The organism is Bacillus sp. SIMBA_026 (assembly GCF_046535335.1).
GTDB classification, from domain to species: domain Bacteria; phylum Bacillota; class Bacilli; order Bacillales; family Bacillaceae; genus Bacillus; species Bacillus velezensis.
Genome location: NZ_JAWRWX010000001.1, coordinates 620,929 through 646,521 on the forward strand (window position 1 = coordinate 620,929; position 25,593 = coordinate 646,521).

Consider the following 25,593-nt stretch of genomic DNA (forward strand, 5'->3'; position numbering starts at 1 on the left):
CTGACAATCATAGTATGAAAGCGTTACACTTTCAATGATTCATACGGTGAAAGTATGCAAAAAGAAAAATTTGACGACAATAGTAGCAGAAAAAAGGAGGAATTCCGCAATGACAAAGATCAATAAGCTCATGACGTCAGACTTGCAATATTGTACAGTATTAGATAATGTATATGAAGCTGCGGTGAAGATGAAAGACGCGGATGTCGGCGCCATTCCGATAGTGGATGAAGACGGCGCCACCCTTGTCGGGATCGTGACAGACAGAGATCTCGTATTACGGGGAATTGCTTCAAAAAAGCCGAACTCTCAAAAAATAACCGACGCAATGACAGAGCGGGTTATCAGTGCAGAAGAAGACGCCTCTGTGGAGGAGGTGCTCCATTTGATGGCTGAACATCAGCTCAGAAGAATTCCCGTCACAAAGGATAAAAAACTGGTAGGCATTGTTACGCTCGGCGATCTTTCGTTGGCCGAGCAATCAAATGAGCAAGCAGGCCGGGCGCTGTCTGACATTTCTGAAGACGGCGGTCCGGAGGGGTTTATCCATTAAACATAAATCACGGACGATGCAAATAGGCTGTACTGTATAAGAGTAAACAAAAACAGAACGGTTTGAACATATGGGGGTGAGAGGTTGAAAAATATCGCAAGGGCTCTCGTTATCCTTTTGCTTATTTACGGAGCGTATGTTCTGTTTATACAATATGGATCGGCTCCTCAGAAAAAGACGGATCAGGAGGAGCCACAGGTTTCCAATGAAGAAGAGAGCGGAAAACGGCTGAAAATGCCGTCATCCGGACTGCTTTCTCTCATGGGGAAATCTGCCGCCGATGTGAAAAAGAAACTTGGGGAACCGTCTCGGAAAGATCCTTCTGCCTACGATTACGAGTGGTGGGTGTACAACCAGGGGAAAGACCAATACGTACAAGTCGGTATTTTGAATGATAAAGCCGTGACTTTGTACGCTTCGGGAAGCGGCATCAACGCAAAACCGTTTAAGATCGGCGAATCGACGGGTGAAGTTTTTAAAACGACGCAGGTTTCTCCTTTTGTCAATGTGACTGACAAGGGAAACACGTATCGGTTCGAGTTTTCTGAAGAAGATATCAATACCCGTCCCACCGTCAAGATAGGCGGAATGTATGTTCAGCTGTACATGGACAAATTTGACGGGAATCTGTCAAGCATCAGGGCATTTGATGCGGAAACACTTGTGAAACAAAGGCCGTATGAAGTCATGTACAGAGGAAAGCTGACAGAATCCGAACCTGTTTCTGATGAAAAATGGAACGACATTGAACGAGCGAGTGAGCAGCAGATTCTCGATATTACAAATGTCATCCGCGTAAAACACGGACTTGCAAGGCTGAAATGGGACGAAGGCGCCGCAAAAGTGGCATTCGGTCACAGCAAGGACATGAAGGATAACAAGTATTTCTCTCACGTCTCAAAAAAATACGGGACTCTGAAGGATCGCTTGGAAAAAGGCGATGTGAAATACCGGGAGGCCGGTGAAAATATTGCCTACAACTATGTGGACGGTCCTGCAGCCGTGGAGGGCTGGCTGAACAGCGAAGGCCACAGAAAGGCGCTGTTAAGCCCGGATTATACGCACCTCGGTGTCGGCGTGGACCGGAAGTATTATACGCAAAACTTCATTAAGCCTTGGCAGTAAAAAACCGCAGAGGGGCACGTCCCCCGCGGTTTTTTTATGTTTTTTCGCGAGCGGCGCTCCTGCTGAAAAAAATATACCTGCTTTTTTTCGCAATTTAGGCGAACATTAAGGCGCATGAACCGATACATTATAGCAGGCAAAACTTTTCGGAGGGGGTGAGAATTGTGGCGAATCAGCAATCACGGCAATCAATCGATGATTTTAAACAATTCGTAAAAAAGCATCCCAAACTGATCCAAAATGTTCGCAAGGAACAAAGAAGCTGGCAGGAAGTCTATGAAAACTGGGTTCTTCTGGGCGAGGATGATCCGATATGGACCCCTTTTAAAGACGAGGCCGTTCAGCCTTCTTCCGACGCGGAAACCAAACAGGAACCAGCTGAAAAAAACGATTTCGTTTCAAAAATGGTCACTGCCGTCAAAAAGATGGATATCAACCAAATGAATGAGCAGATCAATAAAATGAGCCAATCCATTTCATCATTGCAAAGCCTTTTAAGCCAATTTTCGGGGAGCAGCACGAAGCAGCCCCGGCAAGGCTCCGGACAACATCCTTTTTCGTTCAGGAAGGATTAAAGAAGGGGATCGTGTATGCGAAAAGAGGTTCAGGAATTCATATCCGCAGATGAGGAACGGAAACGGTTTATACGGCAGCGTCCCGTCTGGTACCGCAGACTTGCGAGAAAACCGGACGATCTCAATTCCTTTCAGCTTGACATGATGAATTTTTATGAAAAGACGATACCGCATCGGGTAAGCCAATTCTCAAACGGGATTCAAATGGCGCAGATGATGATGCAGATGGTTCACGCCATGCGTTCACAGGATTAAAAAGCGTTTAAACGCCGCATTTTCCAATTGGGTGGTTTCATGGTAAACTAGCAACTGGAGGTGCGTATTTATGTATGCAACAATTGAGTCCGTCAAGCTTCAAAGTGAAGCGGAGCAGCTTGCCGGCATGATTCTGCAGTCTGAGACGGCTGAAAATTACCGCGATTGTTACAAGCGTCTCCGTGAAGATGAAGAGGCAGGGCGGATCATTCGTTCTTTTATGAGCGTTAAAGAGCAGTATGAGGATGTGCAGCGCTTTGGCAAATACCATCCTGATTATAGAGAGATTTCCCGCAAAATGAGAGAAATGAAGCGGGAACTGGATTTAAACGATAAGGTGGCCGAATTTAAAAAAGCGGAGACTGAGCTTCAGTCGCTGCTTGACGAGATCAGCATTGAACTCGGAACGGCCGTCTCGGAGCATGTAAAAGTGCCGACGGGGAATCCTTATTTTGACGGCCTGTCATCCTGCGGCGGCGGCTGCGGTTCCGGCGGCGGCTGCGGATGCAAAGTTTCCTGACGAGACGGCCGTCTCGTCTTTTACATAAAATGAACAGAAAGTCAGGCGGGTGATCATGATGGAAAATAAGCGCCAAGGCATAATCGTATATCTGCATTCCTTAAAACACAGCAAAATGCTGAGAAAATTCGGCAACGTTCATTATGTTTCAAAGCGGCTGAAATACGTTGTGCTGTATTGCGATATGGATTTAATCGAAAAAACAATGGAAAAGATTTCTTCTTATTCTTATGTGAAGAAGGTAGAGCCTTCTTATAAACCTTTTTTAAAGCTGGAATTTGAATCAAAGCTTGATAAAGCGAAAGAGTACGATTATAAAATCGGCATATAAAAAAATCCCCGCAGATACCTGCGGGGTCCTTCTATTCCTTAACAAGTTAAGGAGAAGGAAAAGGGAGAGGAGAAACCGGAGGAAGAACTTATGGGGAAACGTAAGTCTTCTCCGCGGTTGGCAACAACATCATTCATTGATGCTGTTACACGTAGTCTTGACAGGAATGTGAATATGTATACACGATTTCACGTTCATTGTTTGAAAGAATGCTTTATGATAAGATAGGGATTGTTTTTATACATAACGGCTCAGCCGATGAGAAACATCAAAGTTTTCAGAAAAAGTGGTGTGAATAATGAGAGTAATTTCCGGTTCAAGAAAAGGACGAGCCTTAAAGGCTGTGCCGGGCACATCAACAAGGCCGACGACGGATAAAGTAAAAGAGTCTATTTTTAATATGATCGGCCCTTATTTTGACGGAGGAACGGGGCTGGATTTGTTTGCGGGGAGCGGCGGTCTCGGGATTGAAGCGCTGTCGCGCGGATTTGACCGCTGTATCTTTGTGGATCGTGATTTCAAAGCCATCCAAACGGTAAAAGCGAATATCAAAGCGCTTGATCTGCTGTCTTCAGCGGAAGTATACCGCAATGATGCAGAGCGGGCCCTCTATGCCGCGGCGAAACGGGAAAAAGGTTTTGACGGAATTTTCTTAGATCCTCCGTATAAGGAACAAAAGCTGAAAGCGCTTATCGAAATGATTGATGAGCAGAACATGCTGAATGAAGACGGTTTTGTCGTAGCCGAGCATGATAAAGCCGTTGCGCTTCCTGAAGCCATCGGCGCGCTTTCTGTAACAAGAAGGGAAATTTACGGGCTTACAGGAGTGACGATATACCGAAATAGGGGGTAATGATGTGGCAAGTATAGCTGTATGTCCCGGAAGTTTTGATCCCGTTACCTACGGACATCTGGACATTATCAGACGGGGGGCAAACGTGTTTGAGCAGGTGTACGTATGCGTGCTCAATAATTCTTCTAAGCAGCCGCTGTTTACAGTTGAGGAACGATGTGAGCTGTTAAGAGAAGTGACAAAAGACATTCCGAATGTTACGGTCGAGACGTCACAGGGACTGTTAATCGACTATGCGAAAAAAAAGCGGGCGAAGGCGATTATCAGGGGGCTCAGAGCCGTTTCTGACTTCGAATATGAGATGCAGGGGACTTCCGTCAACCGCGTGCTCGACGAATCAATAGAAACTTTTTTTATGATGACGAACAATCAGTACTCTTTTTTAAGTTCAAGCATCGTAAAAGAAGTCGCAAAATATAACGGGCCTGTTTCAGAGTTTGTTCCTCCGGAAGTTGAACAGGCGCTGAAGCAGAAATTTAAAGGATGAGAAGCGCTGATTGGCGTCTCATCCTTTTTTTGTCCGTGCTGACAGCCTGTAACAATAAATCAATGCGTATACGGCGAGAGCTGTCAGCGTGATAGCGGGCCCGGTTTCAACAAGTGTATTCCAACCGCTGACGGCAGCAAATACCGCTTCCTGATCGCGGAAAGGGAGGAATACGGACTGGTAAGGTTCGTCCAACGCAAGGTAAAGCGGCTTCCACAGTAAGAGAATAAAGAGTGCGGCATAAATGCCCTGAAGGATACGCGCCGCGAAAAACGGTTTAAAGCGGATATCTGTTTCTGATAAAATGCCGGCTACCTGGGCCTGTACGGAAAGGCCGCTGAACCCGAGAATAAAACTCACAATCATGGCTTTCGGCAGCAAGGCGGCATCAGCTTCACTGACCAGCTTGCTCCCAAGTGTAATTTCAAACATCCCGCTGATAAGAGGGATGTCCAGATTTGCCGGAAGATGAAAAAGCGAAAGCAGCGCGTTTGTAAATACAGAAAGCACATCCATGACTTGTACGATTGATAATAACCGGCTGAAAACCGAAAACAATATAATAAAACCGCCCACCATCAGCAAGGTTTGTACAGAAGAGGTGACGGCGTCGCCCAAAATTTTTCCGAGCGGCCGCTTTTCCGAAAGCCGCGCCTTGTGGAGGGCCAGAAATGCTTCCTTCAGAGAAGGAAGAGCGATCGTCTTTTTACCGGTATACGCCGCTTCTTCTTTCCGTCCGTATGAACGCATCGTCAGGCCGACAGCGATGTTTCCGAGATAGTGAGCCGATGCCAGCAGAATGCCGAGAGACGCGTTATGAAAAAAGCCGACTGCCACAGCAGCGAATATAAATAACGGATTGGATGAATTGGTAAAAGAGACGAGGCGTTCAGCCTCTACTCTGGAGATTTGTTTATCCTGGCGCAGCCGTGCAGTCAGCTTTGCGCCGGCCGGATTGCCTGAAGCCATGCCCATAGCCAGTACAAATCCGCCGACCCCCGGCACTCTGAAAATGGGACGCATAAAGGGTTCGAGTAAAAGGCCGACAAACTTGACAATGCCGAATCCGATTAAAAGCTCAGATAGAATAAAAAACGGAAGCAATGAAGGAAAAACTACCTCCCACCACATGGAAAGACCGGTTTTGGAGGCTTCGAATGAGGCCTGAGGGTGTGAAATAACCGTCGCCGTCAAAAAAATGAAAAACAATGAAATCAAAAATGTATGAAACTTAGACAAATTCATTCTTACCTCCCCGATGCTAAAATTGCACACTGACATTTATATCATGATAAAATATAGAACAGACCTTAAAGGCGGCCCGGCAAGTACCTATTTGTCATCCTGTACTAATATACGAGCATAGGGGTTCAATTTAGACCATAGAATTCATGTATAGGATGTCTATTAGGGGGTTCGTCGCGTTGGCCAAACCTACAATCGGGTTAGCGTTAGGTTCGGGAGGGGCAAGAGGCATCGCTCATCTCGGAGTGTTATCCAGTTTACATAAGCATCAGATTCCAATTGATATGATTGCCGGCAGCAGCATGGGAGCATTAGTCGGAAGCTTTTATGCGGCCGGGCATGACGTGGCCACGATGAAAAAAGTCGCCAAAGCATTTAAGCGGCGGCTGTACGCGGATTATACGATGCCGAGGCTCGGATTTTTAAAAGGGGACCGCATCAGGCAGCTCGTTCATGCCTATACGTACGGCAAGCCGATAGAAGAACTGCGGATCCCGCTCGGCATCGTGGCCTGCGACCTTCAGACCGGCGAAAAGCTTGTTTTTACGAAAGGTTCAGTATCCGAAGCCGTCCGCGCGAGCATCAGCATACCGGGCGTTTTCGTCCCGCAAAAAATGAACGGACGTATGTTAGTCGACGGCGCGGTGGTCGACAGAATCCCGGTTTCCGCCGTAAAAGATATGGGTGCTGATATCGTCATCGCCTCTGACGTATCCCGGGTGAAAAAAACGGAAAAGGCGGCACATATTTTTGATGTAATCATGCAAAGTATGGATATACTGCAAAATGAATTGGTCCGTCACCAGACCATTGCCGCAGACGTCATGATCCGCCCTTCTCTTGAATCATTCAGCTCAAGTTCTTTTGCCAATATTGATCATATGATCACAGCGGGCGAAGAAGCCGCAGACCGGATGATCGGCCGGATTAAACAAGAAATAGAGAACTGGGAGGGCTAACTCATATGAAAGCAAAACATTTTCGCTGGGTGTTTATCATCCTGATCTTATTAATCGCTGTTACATTTATTAAGCTTCCGTATTACATCACACAGCCGGGAGAAGCATCAGAGCTGAGACCGCTGATTAAGGTGGACGGAGGCTATCCTGAAAAAGGAAGCCTTTCCTTGATGACTGTCAAAGTAGGCCCCGCCAATCCGTATACATATCTTTGGGCGAAAGTGCATCCTTACGATGAAATCGTCTCTGATGAAAGCATAAAAGAAGAGGGCGAATCGGACTCGGATTATATGAAGCGCCAGCTGCAAATGATGAAAAGCTCCCAAGAAAACGCGGTCATTGCCGCTTATCAAAAAGCCGGGAAACAGGTGAAATACTCATTTAACGGCATTTATGCCAGTTCAGTCGTCTCTGACATGCCGGCAAAAGGAAAAATAGAGGTCGGTGATAAAATCATCAGCGCGGACGGGAAAACATACGAATCCGCTGAAAAGCTGATTGATTATATCAGCAGCAAAAAAGCGGGGGAAAAAGTAACGTTTCACATTGAACGGGACACGAAAGAAAAGACCGTTGACATTGTGCTGAAATCATTCCCGGACGACCCGAAAAGAGCGGGAATCGGCGTCGCATTATATACGGACCGGAACGTGAAAGTGAAGCCGGATCTTCATTTCAGCATTGAAAACATCGGCGGGCCTTCTGCGGGTCTCATGATGTCTTTAGAAATTTACAACCAGCTGACAAAACCTGACGAAACAAAAGGCTATAATATAGCCGGAACGGGGACAATCGACGTGGACGGCAAAGTCGGACCGATCGGCGGAATCGATCAGAAAGTCGTCGCCGCAGACAAAGCGGGAAAAGATATTTTCTTTGCGCCGAATCAAAACGGAGCTGAAAATTCTGATTACAAAAATGCGGTAAAAACGGCGAAAGCAATCAAGTCCGATATGAAGATCGTTCCTGTCGACACCATGCAGGACGCACTTGACTATTTGGATCAGCTGAAAGTAAAAAGCACCTGATACAGTCAGGTGCTTTTTTTACGCATTCAAAAAACGCTTTTCGTCTTCATCATAGCGGATCGGGGCTTGTGAAAATTCCTGTTTCTCAAACAATGTGCGTTCAGGTTCGTTTATCGGCAGGCTGTAAACCCGTCCCGCCAGTATGTCCAGATCCAGAGCGGGATGAGAGAAAGAAGAGAGCTTGCTGACGAGAGGTGCGGTAAGCTTTTTTTTCTTTGCTGACAGGTACGTCTGTCCTTTTTTCGTCATTCCGAGAAGACGGATATAAGGAGCGCTTGAAGGCTGTAAGAGCCGATGCATGTCTTCCTTTTTCGTCCGTGTCAGAATGTGCGTATTCATCCGCTGCAGCCTCGTCCACGTGTATCGTTTTGTTTTCAATCGTTCCATCATTTCGCGATAGGATCGGGCTTGTCTGATGGTGCGCAGAATTCTGTGCTCAAGTCCTTCTTCCACTTCATAGATTCGGCTCAATTCTTCAGCGGAAAGAGTGCTGAGGCTGTATTTTACATATGAAAAATAGTCTTCCGTGCTGTGCCATATTCCGTATGAATTTCTGTATGCCTCCAGCTCACGCGCAGACGCTTCCGGGAGAAAGCTCCTTGCGGCCGCCGTTCCTTTTTCTATCAGCGCTTTCCGGATGCTTGTTGCGCTGGCTATCCGGCTGTTATCTCCGGGAAGCTCGGCGTCATGATACTGGGAAGCGATTCTGGCTGTCGTATAAGGCTGCATAGCGGAACCGGAGGTGTGAATCGCTCTAACGTAGTGAAAACCGAGAATATTGTTCGGCTTGGACAAATCGAGCATGTCCCGCCCTTTGAATATGTGTGAAAAAGCTTTTGAGGCGGCGGCCGGATAGCTGAGACCCTTTTTCAGCTCCTCTTTCAGAATCAGGCTGCAGTCATCTTCCTTTCGGCTGAACGCTTCAGACGCTTCAATAAAGGCCTCGATCCGCCCGTTTTCGCTGCCGAAAAACAAGCTGCTGCATCCTAAATGATGAAGAAGCGAAACGCTGCCGCGCGCGAATAATTCCGCTTTTTGTACGGCATATATATAAGGGAGCTCAATGACGATATCCACGCCGTTTTCCAGCGCCATTTTTGTCCGGGCCCACTTTGAGACGGCGGCCGGTTCCCCGCGCTGCAAAAAAGGGCCGCTCATCACCGCCGCCGCGACGCTGCTGTCCGTTTTGATTTTTGCTTGTTCCGCATGATAGCGGTGTCCGTTATGAAAGGGATTATATTCAACAACCAGGCCGACTGCTTTCATATTTGTCCCGCCTTTCTTGCTATGTTTTGCTTCGTGTGGTACATTTGCAAATGAAGTGCATATTTTAGTCCGTTTCGTTTAGTGTATGCATAGCCTATCCGGCTGTCAACGATTGCATGACGGCGGCATTATGCTGTAAAGAAAAAATATTGACAAAAACATTCTGAAAAGCTATAATCATGTTTGTTGCTTTCCTGAGGTGATACAAATGAAATGGACGATTTATCAGCTTCATCAAATGGCGAAAAAGAGTTTTGAATTTGATGAAACAGTTGAGTTAAATGAGCTGACAAAATTGAATTCTGACATCCGCCGCATTTCTCCCGTCCGGGTGAAGGGCCGCGCGGAGATTGAATCCAAGCAAGTTTCGTTTGACTTTACGATTTCAGGCGAAATGGTTTTGCCGTGCTCAAGAACTTTAGTTGATGTGCCGTATCCATTTACAATCGCGACAAAAGAACTGTTTAGATTTCATAAGTCGGATGATATAGAAGATGAGGACGTTCATATTGCTGAAGACGATATCGTCGACTTAACTCCGATCATAAAAGAAGAGATTCTTTTAGAAATTCCTATGCAAGTCTTTTGTGAAACTGAACAAAAAGAAGGAGCCGCTCCCCAAGTGGGGAAGGATTGGCAAGTGATTTCTGAGGAAGACAAGAAAAATCAAATCGACCCCAGACTTGCGGATCTGAAAAAGCTCTTAACACAAGATGATGAATCTTAACTCTTTAAGGAGGTGGGAATAATGGCTGTACCTTTTAGAAGAACTTCTAAAATGAAAAAAAGATTGCGCCGTACACATTTCAAACTAAATGTACCTGGTATGACAGAATGCCCGTCATGCGGAGAGATGAAATTGTCTCACCGTGTATGTAAAGCATGCGGATCATACAACGGCAAAGACATAAATGTTAAAAGCAATTAATGTATGAAGAAAAGCGCGGGAATCTCGGTTCCTGCGCTTTTCTTTTTTTTTGCCCCTCCGGTCTGCTTCCGCCGAAAAAATTGTGAGCGCCAGTAGTCTATCTAATCTATCAGCGGCATATGTATGAGGTAAATGAGCAAATATGGAGGGAGATACGATTGACGATAACGAGACAAGACGCGTGGACGCAAGATGAAGATTTGCTGCTGGCCGAAGTGGTGCTCAGGCATATTCGGGAAGGCGGTACCCAGCTTTCCGCTTTTGAAGAAGTCGGCAGAGCGCTGACGAGAACGGCTGCCGCCTGCGGGTTCAGATGGAATTCTTATGTCAGAAAACAATATCAGTCAGGGATAGAACTGGCGAAAAAACAGCGGAAGGAATTAAGAAAGCAGATCGGGGTGCATTCCGCCAATCTGCCGGGAACCGTCAAACAGCCTCCGATCCGCAGGGCGGAAGGAGAAAAAGAGCTGTCCATTGATGATGTCATTTTGTTTCTGCAGCAATTTAAAGAGTCGCCAGCCGCAGCGGATGTGCGTCATGAAAAAGAAAAACTCACAGAACAGCTGACCGCGCTGCAAAAAGAAGTCGAGGATCTGCGTGAGGAAAATGAAAGCTTGAGAAACAAGCTGGAGATGACGGAAGAAGATTATAAAGCGCTAATTGACATTATGGACAGAGCGAGAAGGATGGTCAATTCAAAAGAAGACGACAGAAAATCGGCGCAGAGCCTGTAAAATGAACCGGCCTGGGGGCGGCGCCCGGCCGGTTTTTTATTATGCCGTTTCTCCGGCTGTCATTTCACCGTCCATATCGGGTTGCCAGATATAAGGATTTTCTCCTTTATCACGCGCCATATCATATTTAACCGGCTCAAAATTCATCTTATCCCAGAAATCTGCTGATTTCATGCGTGAATTTGTCCTGATCGGCATTCTGAAGGATTTTGCAAAATCAACAAGCGCTTTTCCGTATCCGTTGTTTTGATAGCCCGGAAGAACCTCAAGCTTCCAAAGTTCCAAAAAGTCCTGGCGCTGATCAAAATACGGATTCGCGCCTCCGTTTACCTGATATAAACTCATTCTCGCCACTAGTTTATCCCCGAAGTAAATCCCGTAAAAAGGCGAGGTGCTGTCATTTTCAATGATATTATCCTGAAGATCTTCAAGCATCGACAGCTCCTGCATCCCGTATTCCTTAAACCTTTTAAATTCTTCGAGTGTCTTAAAGTTGATGAGCAGCCGCTCTATTTTCAACACAAACTCCCCCTTTGTTGTGTTCTACCATTATTGTAAACGCTTTAATTGAAAATTCCAACTATAATATGCTTGCCAGTCTTTTTGCTCAAAACGAAATTGAAGTAATTTGCGGCGGCTTCTGCTATGATAATATGGAAAAATGCAGATATAGGGTGTGACAGTGTGAAAATCGGAATTATCGGCGGCGGAGCGGTAGGCCTTTTATGTGCTTACTACTTATCGTCCCGCCATCAGGTAACGGTCATTACGCGGCGGACGGAGCAGGCTGATGCGATTAACTCAGGCGGTATACGGCTTTTGAAAGACGGAATAGAATGTACGGCGGCATGCAGAGCGCAAACAGGCATCACTTCCGGATTCGACCTCTTAATCGCAGCCGTTAAACAGCACCAGCTAAGTGCTGTGTTGCGGGATCTTGAGATGATAAAAGGGACGAATGTGCTGTTTTTGCAAAACGGCATGGGACACATACACGACATTAAAGATTGGCATACGGATCATTCGCTTTATGTCGGCACTGTTGAGCACGGAGCTAAAAAGATTTCAGATCATGCCGTTGAACATACGGGAGCGGGAGCCGTAAGGTGGAGTGTATTCAGCGCTTCCCGGCCGGAAACGCTCAAAAGCATCTTTTCCGGCATGCACCGGGATTTTCCCGTATATGATGAAAACGACTGGTATCGGCTGTTAACGGGAAAACTGATCATAAATGTATGCATTAACCCGTTAACTGCATTGCTGCGCGTGAAAAACGGAGAGCTGGTAACAAATGACGCTTACAAAAAATATATGAGAAACGTGTTTGAAGAAGCGGAGACAATACTTGGCCTCGCCGATAGAGAAAAAGCGTGGAACAAGGTTTGCGAAGTGTGCAGACTGACGGAAAAAAATCATTCTTCCATGCTCGTCGATATCATGGCAGGCAGGCGGACAGAGGCCGATGCGATTATCGGCTACCTTGTAAAAGAAGCGGAAAGCCGCGGATTGCCGGCCGTTCATCTCACGTTTTTACACCGCAGCATAAAAGCGTTAGAAAGAAACTGAAACAAAGTCTTTTGAGGTTTTCCGGTAACATGCTATACTCATTTCGGAAACCTAACTATTTATTGGAGAAAGGAAGTTCCAGACAGATGCAGCTAACTGAACTTTCCATCAAAAGTCAAAATAAGTTTGTGCAGCACTATATAGATGGAGAAAACATGTCTTCATTTTTTGATTATGATATTCATTCAGAGGACGTATGGCAAAAGCGGCTTCATGACTTGTCTTCGCGGCCGTTTGCCAGAGAGGAATTAGCGGATTATTTATCCTCCTATCACGAAAAATTTCACTCCGCCGCCATGCAGGCCTCCATCGAAAAACTGAGAGATCCAAAAAGCGCAGCGGTTGTAGGCGGCCAGCAGGCCGGTCTTTTAACGGGGCCTCTTTACACCATACATAAAATTATCTCCATTATCGTACTTGCCAGACAGCAGGAAGAGGCGTTACAGATTCCTGTTGTTCCGATTTTCTGGGTGGCGGGTGAAGATCACGATCTGGAAGAAATCAATTTTGTGCATACGTCAGCAGAGAATAAAGGTCCGGTGAAACAGAAACTGCCGCAGTCGTACTGGAAAAAAACATCGGCGGCTAAAACCGAGCTTGATCAGGAAAAATGCGCGGCTTGGATTGATGAAGTGTTCGCTGCTTTTGAGGAAACGGATCACACAAACACACTCCTTCAAAACGTGAAGCGATGTTTACGCTCATCAGAGACATTCACGGACTTTTTTGAGCTGTTGATCGCCGACTTGTTTCAAGAAGAAGGCCTTATTCTGATGAATTCGGGAGATCCGGGGATTAAAAAGCTGGAAACGGGTATGTTTCAGCAGATTTTAAAACACAATCATGAGCTTGCCAAAGCCGTGTCAGACCAGCAGAGTCTTATGCGGGAAGCCGGTTATCACCCGATTATTGAATCGGACAAAGATCAGGCCAATCTGTTTTACGAACACGAGGGAGAGCGTTTCTTAATTGAAAAAGAAAACGGCGTTTTTGTTATTAAGGAGCTTGACCTGAAGTGGACGAACGACGAGCTTCATACTCATATGGAAGAAAAACCGGAATGTTTCAGCAATAACGTTGTGACAAGGCCGCTTATGCAGGAGTTTCTTATTCCGACTCTGGCGTTTATCGCGGGGCCGGGGGAGATCAATTATTGGGGTGAGCTGAAGCAGGCTTTCTCATTAATGGGCTTTCGCATGACGCCGGTAGTGCCGAGACTGAACATTACGATTCTTGAGCGCCATATTGAAAAGAAGCTTTCAGAACGGAATATCCCGCTTCAGGAAGCGATTGAACACGGCACCGGACACCTGAAAGACACTTATTTTGAAGAGCAGATTCCGGAAGAGTTTTCTTCTGTAATGGAACAGGCGAAGTCGCAGATTGAAGCTGTCCATAAACGCGCAAGGGACGAAGCGCTGAAGGTCGATTCAAGCCTTGAGCCGCTCTTACAGAAGAATGCCGCCTTCATTCAAGATCAGCTCTTGTTTTTAGAACGGACGGTAACGAAAAGAATTGAAGAAAAAGAAGGCTTTGTGCTGCGTGACTATGAAAGAATCCAAAACAGCATCAGACCGCTCGGCGCTCCGCAGGAACGGATTTGGAATGTGATGTATTATCTGAACCGCTACGGTCCAAAATTCTTCACAACCTTCAAACATCTGCCATTTTCTTTTCAAAACCAACATCAGATTGTCAAACTTTGAAATAAAGTTTTAAAGAACCCTGAATAGTTCAGGGTTTTTTTTTATGTGTAAACAGTGTAAAATGAGGTTGTGGAGAGAAGTGGCGGATAGTGGTGAGTTTAGGGGAGAAAGTGGGGGTCCTTATCATGTTTATGGGTGAATACCGGCATACTGTTGATGCAAAGGGCCGCATGATCGTACCCGCAAAATTCAGAGAAGGCCTCGGTGAGCAGTTCGTGCTGACCAGAGGACTGGACCAATGCCTTTTCGGCTATCCGATGAATGAATGGAAGCTGATTGAAGAAAAGCTGAAGGCTCTGCCGCTCACCAAAAAAGACGCCCGCGCATTTACCCGATTCTTTTTTTCCGGTGCGACCGAATGCGAACTGGACAAGCAGGGAAGGGTTAATATTGCGTCATCTCTTCTGAATTACGCAAAACTGGAAAAAGAATGTGTTGTCATCGGGGTTTCCAATCGAATTGAATTGTGGAGTAAGGTAATATGGGAACAATACACAGAAGAGCAAGAAGATTCATTCGCTGAAATTGCTGAAAACATGATTGGATTTGATATATAATGGATCTTCGTGCATCACAACAACAACTGACAATTCAATTCATTCCTTATAAAGGTGGGACCGACACAAATGTTTCAGCATAAGACAGTACTTCTTCGTGAAACCGTCGACGGTTTAAATATCAAACCTGACGGAACCTATGTGGACTGCACCCTTGGCGGCGCCGGGCACAGTACATATTTATTGCAGCAATTATCGGAAAAAGGACGCTTGATCGCCTTTGACCAAGATGACACAGCACTTGAAAACGCAAAGAAAACATTGTCCGAATACAAAGGACAGCTTATTCTGGTGAAAAGCAACTTTCGTTATTTAAAAGAGTGTTTACATGAACACGGCATTACGAGTGTTGACGGAATTTTATTTGATTTAGGAGTATCCTCTCCGCAGCTTGATACACCGGAACGGGGATTCAGCTATCATCATGACGCACCGCTGGACATGAGGATGGACCAGTCGGCCGCCCTTACGGCGAAAGAAGTCGTAAATGAATGGCGGTATGAGGACCTTGTGAGGATTTTCTTTAAATACGGAGAAGAAAAATTCAGCAAGCAGATCGCCCGAAAAATTGAAGAGGCTAGAGAAAAATCGCCTATTCAAACAACCGGCCAACTGGTCGATCTAATAAAGGACGCGATACCGGCACCGGCGAGAAGAAGCGGAGGTCATCCGGCCAAACGCGTATTCCAAGCCATTCGAATCGCAGTAAACGACGAGCTTCAAGTATTTGAAGAGGCCCTCTTGCAAGCGATAGAGGTGCTGAAACCGGGCGGAAGGGTGTCTGTGATCACTTTTCACTCACTGGAAGACAGAATGTGCAAGACGACATTCAAGGAAAAATCATCACTTCCCGAACTGCCTCCGGGTCTTCCCGTGATACCGGAAGAATTTGAACCGGAATTAAAACTGATTACGAGAAAGCCCATTACGGCATCAAAAGAGGAGCTTGAAGAAAATAACCGCGCCCGGTCAGCGAAGCTCCGCATTGCGGAGAAACGAAAATAACGGGCAGCAAATGACAACATTAAAGGAGGTCATCAGCCTATGAGCAACTTAGCTTACCAGCAGGAAAAACAACAACGGCCAGTGATAAGTCCCGAAAAAAAGGTGATTGTCAAAAAGAGGGCTTCCATTACACTCGGGGAAAAGGTGCTGCTCGTCCTGTTTGCCATTGCCGTTCTCTCCACATCAATGTTTATCGTATCAAAGGCATACGCGGCGTACCAATCCAATATTGAGGTGCAAAAACTGGAGGAGAAAGTATCTGAGAAGAATAAGCAGATCGGTGATCTCGAAAAGACGGCTGCTGACTTAAGCCAGCCGCAGCGCCTGATGGATATCGCTAAAAAGCACGGTTTGAATCTGAAAGATAAAAAAGTGAAAAACATACAGGAATGATAACCCATGCCGAAAAAAAATAAGTTTATGAACAGAGGAGCAGCGATACTCAGTATTTGTTTCGCTCTCTTTTTCTTTGTCATTCTCGGGAGAATGGCGTACATTCAATTAACCGGTAAAGCAAACGGTGTAGAACTTGCAACAAAAGCGACCGAGCAGCACGAAAAAAAGCGGACGATAGAAGCGAGCCGCGGCTCTATTCTTGACCGGAACGGCAAAGTGCTTGCAGAGGACACGGCGACATATAAGCTCATTGCCGTGCTTGATAAAAAAATGACGAGTGATCCGAAGCATCCTCAGCATGTCAAAGACAAAGAGAAAACGGCGGAAAAACTGGCGACCGTTATCAATCTTGATAAAAGCAAGATTCTGGACATCTTAAACAGGGATGGCGCGAAGCAGGTGGAATTCGGTTCAGCCGGCCGCGATATCTCTTATGCGAAAAAACAAAAGATCGAAAAAATGAATCTTCCGGGTATTTCTTTCTTAAGAGATACGAAGCGCTACTATCCGAACGGTGTATTTTTGTCAAATGTTCTCGGCTATGCCGATGTGAATGAAAAAACAAACGAGATACAAGGCTCTTTAGGGCTTGAAAAAATACTGAATAACTATCTGACGGAACGCGACGGATCCGTCACTTACGAAAGTGATAAATCCGGCTGGAAACTTCCGAACAGCAAAGAAAAAATCACCGCACCTAAAAACGGTGACAATGTATATTTAACCATTGATCAGAAAATTCAAACCTTTTTAGAAGACAGCATGACGAAAGTAGCGGAAAAATATAAACCGAAAAAAATTATGGCGGCTGTCGTAGAACCGAAAACAGGCAAAGTGCTTGCGATGGGGCAGCGTCCGAGTTTCGACCCGAACATCAGAAACGTCACCAATTATTACAACGACTTAGTGTCGTACGCATATGAACCGGGATCGACGATGAAGATCTTTACGCTTGCCGCGGCGATTCAGGAAAATGTGTTTTCCGCAAACGAGAAATATAAATCAGGAACATATAAAGTGGGAGGCGGATCTGTTAAAGATTGGAACGAAGGCGCCGGATGGGGTATGACAAGCTTCCGTGACGGCCTCATGAGGTCATCGAATGTTGCTTTCGCCAAACTGGCCAACGAAAAACTGGGGTTTGACCGGTTTAATGAGTACCTGCACAAATTCGGGCTCTATCAAAAAACAGGGGTTGATCTGCCCGGTGAAGTATCAAGTAAAATTAACTACAAATATGATTTTGACAAAGCGTCTACGGCTTACGGCCAAGCATCGGCGATAACGCCGATCCAGCAGCTGCAGGCGGTCACGGCGATTGCCAATAACGGCAAAATGATGAAACCTTACGTCATTGATCATATTGTCGACCCCGATACGAAAAAAGTCGTCAAGCAGACAAAACCAGAGCAAGTAGGCACGCCGATTTCGGCCGATACGGCGAAAAAAGTCCGGAATCTGCTCGGAGAAGTCGTGACGTCAGACATCGGAACGGGAAAACCTTATAAAATTGAAGGATTTGACGTCGCGGGTAAAACGGGAACCGCACAAATCGCCGGGACGGGCGGATATTTAAAGGGAACGAGCAACTATGTGTTTTCATTCATGGGCATGGCGCCGAAAAATGATCCTAAGCTCGTCATCTATGTAGCCGTGCAGCAGCCGCAATTAAAAGCGGGGCAAAGCAGCTCTGATCCTGTCGCCGAAATCTTTAACCCGACGATGAAAAACAGCCTCCACTACATGAATATCGAACCGACGGAAAAAACAGATTCCGGTCAGGAAGAAACGAAAAGCCAAAAGATGCCTGACCTGACAGATAAGACGGTCAAGAGCGCTGAGAAGGAAGCGAAAAATGAACATCTCACACCGATTGTCATCGGCAGCGATGTTGCCGTAAAAGAGCAGTATCCGACAGCCGGAGAAGATGTGATCACCAATCAGAAAATCTTCTTAAAAACAGACGGAAAGATGACGATGCCGGATATGTCCGGATGGTCGAGACGGGAAGTGCTTCAATTCAGCAAAGTATCAGGCATTCACATTGATGTGAGCGGTGAAGGTTACGCTTCAAGCCAAAGTGTGAAAAAAGGCAAAGAACTGAAAGAAAATACCGTGATCAAGGTGAAATTTAAAAATCCTGATTAACGGGACAGAGAAGTCCGCGGATGCCCGCGGGCTTCTTTTTTATGCGCCGCCGTTCTATGTGTCCAAGCTGAGGCATAAATTGAAACAAGCCTAAATAAGGAGTGGACGGTCCCTTGCGCGTTTCAAATGTAACGGTTCGAAAACGTTTATTACTGGTTTTGCTTTTTGGCGTAATCATTTTTTTGATCATTGACAGCAGATTAGGCTATGTCCAATTTGTGATGGGAGAAAAGCTGACTTCACTGGCTAAGGATTCCTGGAGCCGAAATTTGCCGTTTGAGCCTGAGCGGGGAGAGATCCTTGACCGAAACGGCGTGAAGCTGGCTACTAATAAAAGCGCGCCGACCGTATTTGTCGTACCGCGCCAGATCCAAAATCCCATAAAAACGGGCAAACTTCTCGCGTCAGTTTTAAATATGTCGGAAGAGAAGGTCTACAAACACATTACTAAGAAAACCTCCATAGAAAAAATCTCACCCGAGGGGCGGAAAATTTCCAATAAAAAAGCGAAAGAAATCAAAGCGCTCGACTTAAAAGGGGTTTATGTGGCTGAAGACAGCATCCGCCATTATCCGTACGGAAGCTTTTTGTCCCATGTTCTCGGTTTTGCCGGTATTGATAACCAGGGCCTTCTCGGATTGGAGGCTTATTATGATGATGACTTAAAAGGTGTAAAGGGATCTGTGAAATTTTATACGGATGCCAAGGGGAAGAAAATGCCTGATGAAGCGGATGATTACACTCCTCCGAAAGACGGACTTGATATGAAATTGACGATTGACGCCAAGGTTCAGACGATTATAGAAAGGGAGCTCGACAATGCAGCGGCGAAATATAACCCGGACGGAATGATTGCGGTCGCAATGAATCCGAAAAACGGGGAAGTGCTCGGCATGTCAAGTCGTCCTGATTTTGATCCGGCTGACTATCAATCGGTGGATCCGTCCGTTTACAACCGGAACCTGCCGGTATGGAGCACATATGAACCGGGTTCGACCTTTAAGATTATTACACTTGCGGCGGCTCTCCAAGAGCAAAAAGTAAACTTGCAAAGAGACCACTTTTATGACAAAGGATTTGCCGAGGTCGACGGCGCCCGCCTCCGATGCTGGAAAAAGGGCGGCCACGGTTCGCAATCTTATCTTGAAGTCGTTCAAAATTCCTGCAACCCCGGGTTTGTACAGCTCGGGGAACGGCTCGGAAAACAAAAGCTGTTTCAATATATTAAGGACTTCGGCTTTGGAAAGAAAACAGGCATTGATCTGCAAGGGGAAGGAACGGGGATCTTATTCCCGCTTGACAGAGTCGGCCCGGTCGAACAGGCGACAACCGCTTTCGGACAAGGGGTTTCCGTCACGCCGATTCAGCAGGTGGCAGCCGTTTCCGCAGCAATAAACGGCGGAACGCTTTATACTCCGTTTATCGCCAAAGAGTGGGTTGATCCCGTTACGAAAAAAACTGTTAAGAAACAATCACCGATTGCGAAAAGGCAAGTTATTTCCCAGGAAACGTCAAAGCAGATCAGATATGCTTTAGAAAGTGTCGTCGCTCAGGGAACGGGGCGGAACGCCTTTGTGGAAGGGTATCGCGTCGGCGGAAAAACAGGTACCGCACAAAAGGTCAAAGACGGCAAATATCTCGAAAACAACCATATCGTCTCCTTTATCGGTTTTGCGCCGGCTGATGACCCGAGCCTTGTCGTGTATGTCGCGGTTGATAATCCGAAAGGCACGATTCAATTCGGGGGAACCGTCGCCGCGCCGATTGTCGGAAATATGATGAGAGACAGTCTGCCTGAGCTCGGCGTGAAACCACGAAAAAATCAAATCGAGAAAAAATATCAATGGAACGACACAAAAACAATAGAGGTTCCGAATGTTGTAGGGATGTCTGTCTCTGATCTTGAGTCGCTGCTTGTCAATTTGAATATTGACTCCTCAGGAAAAGGAAGCAAAATTGTGAAACAATCACCTGCAGCCGGAACGAAAGTAAAAGAAGGCTCAAAGATCCGTGTTTACTTGAGTGAAGAATGAGTCTTTTTGAGGCAGCCGATTGTTTTCGGCTGCCTCTTATCATAAAGAGAAAAAAAGAAGATAACTTTTAAGATTAACTGGATGTATCCTTTTATTTACGCTAAAATATGAACTGTATGTTTAAAAGCCATTCTGACTTTTATAAACGGTTATCATGATAAAAGAATGAATAGAATTTCTGAGAGGTTTGATACAATGAAACTTACAAAGCTGCTTACATATTTAATGGCCGAACCTGTTCAAAATGACTTTCATGACCCTGACATAACTTCAATTGAGATGGACTCCAGGGAAGTGAGAAAAGGGAGTCTTTTTGTGTGTATAAAAGGGTATACGGTAGACGGACATGATTTCGCCCAAAAAGCCGCAGAAAACGGCGCGGCGGCCATCGTTGCCGAGAAAGAGCTTGACGTCGATGTTCCTGTCATTATCGTCCGCCGGTCACAGCGGGCGCTCAGCGTTCTTTCTGACGCGTTTTACGGGCAGCCGACAAAGCAGCTTCAGCTTATCGGCATCACCGGAACAAACGGCAAAACATCAACGACGCACATGGTTGATGAGATTTTTAAAAAAGCGGGAAGACAGACCGGTTTAATCGGAACGATGTACATTAAAATCGGGGATGAGACATTCCCGGTCAAAAATACAACGCCCGAAAGCGTCACACTGCAAAAAACGTTCAAGAAAATGAATGATGAGCATGTTGACACAGCTATTATGGAAGTGTCTTCTCACGCTCTGTCACTCGGCAGGGTTCACGGCTGCGATTATGATATCGCCGTATTCACGAACCTGACGCAGGACCATTTAGATTATCACAAGACGATGGAAGACTACAGACAGGCTAAAAGCCTCCTGTTTTCCCAGCTGGGCGGCTCCTTTAACCATGAAAAGCCGAAGCGGGCCGTTTTAAACGCAGATGACAAAGCCAGTGCTTATTTTGAAAAAGTGACGGCGGCGCACATCCTTACATACGGAATCGAGAACGATGCCGATGTCATGGCGAAACAAATCGAGATCTCTGCGCAAGGCACAAGCTTTGAACTCGTTACGCCAAAAGGAACAAAGCAGATCACGGTTTCACTCGTCGGCCGCTTCAACGTGTATAACGTACTGGCTGCAGCGGCGACAGCGATCGCAGCGGGTCTGCCGTTTGATACGATCACAAGCGCTCTTGAAGAGCTGCAAGGTGTCAGAGGCCGGTTTGAACTGGTGAATCACAATCAGCCGTTTCCTGTGGTCGTCGATTATGCGCACACGCCTGACAGTCTGGAAAACGTTCTGAATACATGTAAAGACATGACAGAAGGCAAGCTTTTCGTCGTCGTCGGATGCGGCGGAGACCGGGACAAAACGAAACGCCCGAAAATGGCGGAAATTGCGGTACGGATTGCCGACGAACCGATTTTCACTTCAGATAACCCGAGAAGCGAGGACCCGCTGGCCATATTAAGAGATATGGAAAGAGGGGTAGAAGGCACCTACTATCACAGTATCGCAAACCGCGAGCAGGCTATCTTTTTTGCCATTGCCAACGCGAAAAAGGGAGATGTGGTTCTGATTGCCGGGAAAGGGCATGAAACCTATCAGCAGATCGGCAATGAAACATTCGACTTTGATGACGCCGAAGTAGCGGGAAGAGCTATTGTTGAGCTGAATAAAAAGTAAAACAGGAAAGAGTGTTAGAATGAGGGAAATGAATAGAATTACGGGGACACAATGTGAATATGATAAATACGTATGTCGTTTGAACGAAACGGGAGGAGAAAAGAGCAATGCTTGAGCAAGTGATTTTATTTACAATAATAATGGGATTTTTGATCAGTGTTCTGATATCTCCGATTCTTATCCCGTTTTTAAGACGTTTAAAATTCGGCCAAAGTATCAGGGAAGAGGGGCCGAAATCACATATGAAAAAATCAGGGACGCCGACGATGGGCGGGGTCATGATTATTGTATCCATCGCCATTACGGCGATTGTCATGACGCAGAAATTTTCGCATCTGAGCGCGGAAATGTTTCTTCTGCTGTTTGTCACGATCGGATACGGCCTGCTCGGCTTTCTGGATGACTATATTAAAGTAGTAATGAAACGGAATCTCGGATTGACGTCGAAGCAGAAATTGATCGGCCAGATCATTATTGCCATTGTATTTTACGGAGTATATCATTATTGCCATTTTTCAACCGGCATCAGGGTGCCGGGCACACATCTGTCAATCGATCTCGGCTGGGGATACTTTATCCTCGTTCTCTTTATGCTTGTCGGAGGTTCAAATGCCGTCAACCTGACAGACGGTCTGGACGGTCTCTTGTCCGGTACCGCGGCTATCGCATTCGGAGCTTTCGCCATCCTTGCGTGGAACCAGTCACAATATGACGTTGCGATTTTCTCGGTTGCCGTTGTCGGCGCCGTTCTCGGTTTTCTTGTATTCAACGCCCATCCCGCCAAGGTATTTATGGGGGATACCGGTTCGCTTGCGCTCGGAGGAGCGATCGTGACCGTTGCCATTTTGACGAAGCTTGAAATTCTGCTCGTCATTATCGGCGGAGTATTTGTTATTGAGACCTTATCTGTTATCTTACAAGTCATCAGCTTTAAAACGACAGGAAAACGAATCTTTAAGATGAGTCCGCTTCACCACCATTACGAATTGGTCGGATGGTCTGAATGGAGAGTTGTCGTCACATTCTGGACTGCGGGACTGCTGCTTGCCGTTTTAGGAATTTACATCGAGGTGTGGTTATAAGTGGAAAACGAACTTTTTTTGCAAAAACAAAACTTTATGGTCCTCGGACTGGCGAAAAGCGGATATGCGGCTGCGTCGATTCTTCATGAAAAAGGCGTTAACGTCGTCGTGAATGATCAAAAAGCCTTTGAAGAGAACGAACCTGCCCAAAGGCTTGCAGAAAGAGGAATTGAGGTCATCTGCGGTGAGCATCCGACGTCACTTTTTGATCAGTATCACATTACCATTCTGATCAAAAATCCCGGAATCCCGTATGAAAATATCATGGTGGAGGAAGCGCAAAAAAGAGGTATCCCGGTCTGGACGGAAATCGAGCTTGCGTATTATATCACCAATGCAAAATTCATCGGCATTACAGGTTCAAACGGGAAAACAACAACGACGACCCTGATTTATGAAATGCTGAAAGCTGATTCGATAAAGGCGCTGATCGCAGGGAATATCGGCACTGTCGCCAGTGAAGTGGCTTACCATGCTGACGGTGATGAATGGATCGTCACAGAGCTTTCTTCGTTCCAGCTTATGGGGACTCATGCGTTCAGACCTGAAATCGGCCTGATTTTAAATGTGTTTGACGCTCATTTGGATTACCATCACAGCCGTGAAAACTATGAAAAAGCTAAGCAGAACGTGTATCTTCATCAGCTTGAGAGTGATACGGCCATCGTGAATCAAAGCGATGAAACAGTCGTGCGGCTTGCCGAAAGCGGAAAAGCCGGCACCGTTCCGTTTTCAGTTCACCAGGAACTGTCAAGCGGCGCATTCATTAAAGACGGAATGCTGATGTTCGGTGATGAAGCGATTCTGCCTGTTGATGACATCGTACTGCCGGGCGCGCACAATTTAGAAAATATTTTAGCCGCTGTAGCCGCGGCAAAAACGGCGGGCGCATCTAATAAAGCGATTCAGAAGGTGCTGACAAGCTTTACCGGTGTTAAACACCGTCTGCAGTATGTAACAGCGATCCAGAATCGTAAATTTTATAATGACAGCAAAGCGACGAATATTTTGGCCACAAGCAAAGCGCTCTCCGCGTTCAAAGCTCCGGTTATTCTGCTTGCAGGCGGACTGGACCGCGGCAACGGTTTTGACGACCTGAAACCGTATATGGACAATGTCAAAGCGGTCCTGACGTTCGGACAGACAGCGCCGAAGATAGAAAAACTGGGCAATGAGCTGGGAATACAACATGTCAAACGTGTCGATAATGTTGAACAAGCAGTATCTGCGGCGTTTGCGCTCTCAAATGAAGGAGACGTCATCCTCTTGTCACCCGCGTGTGCAAGCTGGGATCAGTTCAAAACATTTGAAGAACGCGGTGACATGTTTATAGATGCCGTGCATATGCTTAAGTAAGGGCTTGTCTCTGTTCATCGGCAGCCCTAAATGACTTATGCTTGGGGTGTCGATTGCTTTGACTACTAAAAAAACAGCGCCTGATTTGTTATTAGTTATCATTACGTTATTGCTTTTAACAATAGGATTAATTATGGTCTACAGTGCAAGTGCGGTATGGGCGGATTATAAATTTGACGACTCGTTTTTCTTCGCGAAACGGCAGCTGCTGTTTGCGGGAATCGGCGTCATTGCCATGTTTTTCATTATGAATGTGGATTATTGGACATGGCGCACATGGTCGAAGCTGCTTCTGATCATTTGCTTTTTTCTGCTTGTGCTTGTGCTGATTCCGGGAGTCGGAATGGTGCGGAACGGTTCAAGAAGCTGGATCGGAGTGGGAGCGTTCAGCATTCAGCCTTCGGAGTTTATGAAACTCGCGATGATCGCGTTTCTGGCTAAATTTCTTTCTGAAAAACAGAAGAATATTACGTCATTCAGACGCGGATTCGTTCCCGCGCTCGGAATCGTGTTTTCTGCATTTATTATTATTATGTGCCAGCCGGACCTGGGAACGGGGACGGTAATGGTGGGCACGTGCATCGTGATGATTTTTGTTTCCGGTGCGCGAATCGCTCATTTTGCGTTTCTCGGACTCATCGGTTTAAGCGGATTTGCGGCGCTAGTTCTGTCCGCTCCTTATCGGATTAAACGGATTACCTCTTACTTAAACCCGTGGGAGGATCCGCTTGGAAGCGGATTTCAGATCATTCAGTCGCTCTATGCCGTAGGTCCGGGCGGACTGTTCGGGATGGGGCTCGGCCAAAGCCGGCAAAAGTTTTTTTACCTGCCGGAGCCGCAAACCGATTTCATTTTTGCTATTTTATCTGAGGAACTCGGCTTTATCGGCGGTTCGCTCATATTGCTGCTGTTCAGTATTTTATTATGGCGGGGCGTCAGGATTGCCCTCGGCGCGCCGGATTTATACGGAAGCTTTGTCGCCATCGGTATTATTTCTATGATAGCTATTCAAGTCATGATTAATATCGGTGTTGTGACGGGGCTGATCCCGGTAACAGGAATTACGCTGCCGTTTTTAAGCTACGGAGGCTCATCACTGACGCTGATGCTCGCAGCGGTCGGCGTGCTTTTAAATGTCAGCCGGTACTCGAGGTATTGATCTGTATCTTGCCTCATCACTCATGATTTATTCGTTATCTATAAAAAAACAGACAACA

Annotated in this window: 27 protein-coding genes; 24 read left to right on the top strand and 3 right to left on the bottom strand. The window is 46.2% G+C overall.

All coding sequences use genetic code 11. The annotated features are described in order from the left end of the window. Positions 1-109: 109 nt before the first annotated feature. The 8 genes from SB847_RS03170 to coaD all read left to right on the top strand — a co-directional run bounded on the left by SB847_RS03170 (position 110) and on the right by coaD (position 4,699). The gene (locus SB847_RS03170) at positions 110-553 is read left to right on the top strand and encodes a CBS domain-containing protein (protein ID WP_014417702.1); all 444 of its coding nucleotides are present in this window, start codon (positions 110-112) and stop codon (positions 551-553) included. Positions 554-637: 84 nt separating this feature from the next. Then, positions 638-1,678, top strand: coding sequence for a CAP domain-containing protein (locus SB847_RS03175; RefSeq protein WP_044801385.1), 1,041 nt, complete (start codon positions 638-640; stop codon positions 1,676-1,678). A gap of 164 nt (positions 1,679-1,842) precedes the next feature. Beyond that, complete coding sequence (locus SB847_RS03180; protein WP_045207344.1) at positions 1,843-2,253, top strand: YlbD family protein; 411 nt, start codon at positions 1,843-1,845, stop codon at positions 2,251-2,253. 15 nt (positions 2,254-2,268) lie between these two features. After that, complete coding sequence (locus tag SB847_RS03185; protein WP_003154475.1) at positions 2,269-2,508, top strand: YlbE-like family protein; 240 nt, start codon at positions 2,269-2,271, stop codon at positions 2,506-2,508. Between the two features lie 70 nt (positions 2,509-2,578). Continuing rightward, complete coding sequence (gene ricF / locus SB847_RS03190; protein WP_003154472.1) at positions 2,579-3,028, top strand: regulatory iron-sulfur-containing complex subunit RicF; 450 nt, start codon at positions 2,579-2,581, stop codon at positions 3,026-3,028. A 58-nt stretch (positions 3,029-3,086) separates the two neighbouring features. Continuing rightward, positions 3,087-3,359, top strand: a complete 273-nt coding sequence (locus tag SB847_RS03195; RefSeq protein WP_014417705.1) for a YlbG family protein — start codon at positions 3,087-3,089, stop codon at positions 3,357-3,359. A 298-nt stretch (positions 3,360-3,657) separates the two neighbouring features. Further along, a complete protein-coding gene (gene rsmD / locus SB847_RS03200) occupies positions 3,658-4,212 on the top strand; it encodes a 16S rRNA (guanine(966)-N(2))-methyltransferase RsmD (RefSeq protein ID WP_038457914.1) in 555 nt (184 codons plus the stop codon). A 4-nt stretch (positions 4,213-4,216) separates the two neighbouring features. Then, a complete protein-coding gene (gene coaD / locus SB847_RS03205; protein WP_014417707.1) occupies positions 4,217-4,699 on the top strand; it encodes a pantetheine-phosphate adenylyltransferase in 483 nt (160 codons plus the stop codon). Positions 4,700-4,717: 18 nt separating this feature from the next. Here the strand turns inward: coaD and ylbJ are convergent, their stop codons facing one another. Further along, positions 4,718-5,944 (bottom strand): sporulation integral membrane protein YlbJ, encoded by a 1,227-nt coding sequence (ylbJ, locus tag SB847_RS03210; protein ID WP_101669576.1) that lies wholly within the window; start codon positions 5,942-5,944, stop codon positions 4,718-4,720. Positions 5,945-6,123: 179 nt separating this feature from the next. On the opposite strand from ylbJ, the gene SB847_RS03215 reads away from it, so the two are divergent. Both SB847_RS03215 and SB847_RS03220 read left to right on the top strand, forming a co-directional pair. After that, on the top strand, positions 6,124-6,903 hold the full coding sequence (locus tag SB847_RS03215; protein ID WP_014304961.1) for a patatin family protein: 780 nt from the start codon (positions 6,124-6,126) through the stop codon (positions 6,901-6,903). A gap of 5 nt (positions 6,904-6,908) precedes the next feature. Further along, positions 6,909-7,931: a SepM family pheromone-processing serine protease gene (locus SB847_RS03220; protein ID WP_007611255.1), complete on the top strand. Its 1,023-nt coding sequence runs from the start codon at positions 6,909-6,911 to the stop codon at positions 7,929-7,931. An 18-nt stretch (positions 7,932-7,949) separates the two neighbouring features. Here SB847_RS03220 and SB847_RS03225 read toward each other — a convergent pair whose 3' ends face one another. Further along, complete coding sequence (locus SB847_RS03225) at positions 7,950-9,197, bottom strand: nucleotidyltransferase (protein WP_410577330.1); 1,248 nt, start codon at positions 9,195-9,197, stop codon at positions 7,950-7,952. 208 nt (positions 9,198-9,405) lie between these two features. Between SB847_RS03225 and SB847_RS03230 the strand changes: the two genes are divergently transcribed. The 3 genes from SB847_RS03230 (at position 9,406) to gerR (ending at position 10,859) form a co-directional block, all read left to right on the top strand. Then, on the top strand, positions 9,406-9,924 hold the full coding sequence (locus SB847_RS03230; protein WP_007611260.1) for a YceD family protein: 519 nt from the start codon (positions 9,406-9,408) through the stop codon (positions 9,922-9,924). A gap of 21 nt (positions 9,925-9,945) precedes the next feature. Further along, positions 9,946-10,125, top strand: coding sequence for a 50S ribosomal protein L32 (rpmF, locus tag SB847_RS03235; protein ID WP_003154457.1), 180 nt, complete (start codon positions 9,946-9,948; stop codon positions 10,123-10,125). 158 nt (positions 10,126-10,283) lie between these two features. After that, positions 10,284-10,859 carry a sporulation-specific transcriptional regulator GerR gene (gerR, locus tag SB847_RS03240; RefSeq protein WP_003154450.1) on the top strand — a complete coding sequence of 192 codons (576 nt, stop codon included), beginning with the start codon at positions 10,284-10,286 and terminating at the stop codon, positions 10,857-10,859. Positions 10,860-10,898: 39 nt separating this feature from the next. Here gerR and SB847_RS03245 read toward each other — a convergent pair whose 3' ends face one another. After that, the gene (locus SB847_RS03245; RefSeq protein WP_101669575.1) at positions 10,899-11,381 is read right to left on the bottom strand and encodes an N-acetyltransferase; all 483 of its coding nucleotides are present in this window, start codon (positions 11,379-11,381) and stop codon (positions 10,899-10,901) included. Positions 11,382-11,543: 162 nt separating this feature from the next. On the opposite strand from SB847_RS03245, the gene SB847_RS03250 reads away from it, so the two are divergent. The 11 genes from SB847_RS03250 (at position 11,544) to spoVE (ending at position 25,535) form a co-directional block, all read left to right on the top strand. Continuing rightward, positions 11,544-12,425 (top strand): 2-dehydropantoate 2-reductase, encoded by an 882-nt coding sequence (locus tag SB847_RS03250; RefSeq protein WP_257993755.1) that lies wholly within the window; start codon positions 11,544-11,546, stop codon positions 12,423-12,425. Between the two features lie 86 nt (positions 12,426-12,511). Further along, positions 12,512-14,131 (top strand): bacillithiol biosynthesis cysteine-adding enzyme BshC, encoded by a 1,620-nt coding sequence (gene bshC, locus SB847_RS03255; RefSeq protein WP_038457925.1) that lies wholly within the window; start codon positions 12,512-12,514, stop codon positions 14,129-14,131. Between the two features lie 125 nt (positions 14,132-14,256). Beyond that, positions 14,257-14,688, top strand: coding sequence for a division/cell wall cluster transcriptional repressor MraZ (mraZ, locus tag SB847_RS03260; protein WP_007409703.1), 432 nt, complete (start codon positions 14,257-14,259; stop codon positions 14,686-14,688). A gap of 69 nt (positions 14,689-14,757) precedes the next feature. Beyond that, entirely contained in the window at positions 14,758-15,693 is a 936-nt protein-coding gene (gene rsmH / locus SB847_RS03265) for a 16S rRNA (cytosine(1402)-N(4))-methyltransferase RsmH (RefSeq protein WP_007409704.1), read from the top strand. A gap of 39 nt (positions 15,694-15,732) precedes the next feature. After that, the gene (gene ftsL / locus SB847_RS03270; RefSeq protein WP_003154442.1) at positions 15,733-16,086 is read left to right on the top strand and encodes a cell division protein FtsL; all 354 of its coding nucleotides are present in this window, start codon (positions 15,733-15,735) and stop codon (positions 16,084-16,086) included. Positions 16,087-16,092: 6 nt separating this feature from the next. Then, the gene (pbpB, locus tag SB847_RS03275) at positions 16,093-18,237 is read left to right on the top strand and encodes a penicillin-binding protein 2B (protein WP_044801392.1); all 2,145 of its coding nucleotides are present in this window, start codon (positions 16,093-16,095) and stop codon (positions 18,235-18,237) included. 113 nt (positions 18,238-18,350) lie between these two features. Then, positions 18,351-20,270, top strand: coding sequence for a stage V sporulation protein D (locus tag SB847_RS03280; RefSeq protein WP_003154438.1), 1,920 nt, complete (start codon positions 18,351-18,353; stop codon positions 20,268-20,270). Positions 20,271-20,465: 195 nt separating this feature from the next. Next, positions 20,466-21,938 carry a UDP-N-acetylmuramoyl-L-alanyl-D-glutamate--2,6-diaminopimelate ligase gene (locus tag SB847_RS03285; protein WP_003154436.1) on the top strand — a complete coding sequence of 491 codons (1,473 nt, stop codon included), beginning with the start codon at positions 20,466-20,468 and terminating at the stop codon, positions 21,936-21,938. A 107-nt stretch (positions 21,939-22,045) separates the two neighbouring features. Next, positions 22,046-23,020: a phospho-N-acetylmuramoyl-pentapeptide-transferase gene (mraY, locus tag SB847_RS03290; protein WP_007409707.1), complete on the top strand. Its 975-nt coding sequence runs from the start codon at positions 22,046-22,048 to the stop codon at positions 23,018-23,020. Continuing rightward, positions 23,021-24,376, top strand: coding sequence for a UDP-N-acetylmuramoyl-L-alanine--D-glutamate ligase (gene murD / locus SB847_RS03295; RefSeq protein WP_101669573.1), 1,356 nt, complete (start codon positions 23,021-23,023; stop codon positions 24,374-24,376). Positions 24,377-24,434: 58 nt separating this feature from the next. Further along, entirely contained in the window at positions 24,435-25,535 is a 1,101-nt protein-coding gene (gene spoVE / locus SB847_RS03300) for a stage V sporulation protein E (protein WP_003154430.1), read from the top strand. Positions 25,536-25,593 lie beyond the last annotated feature (58 nt).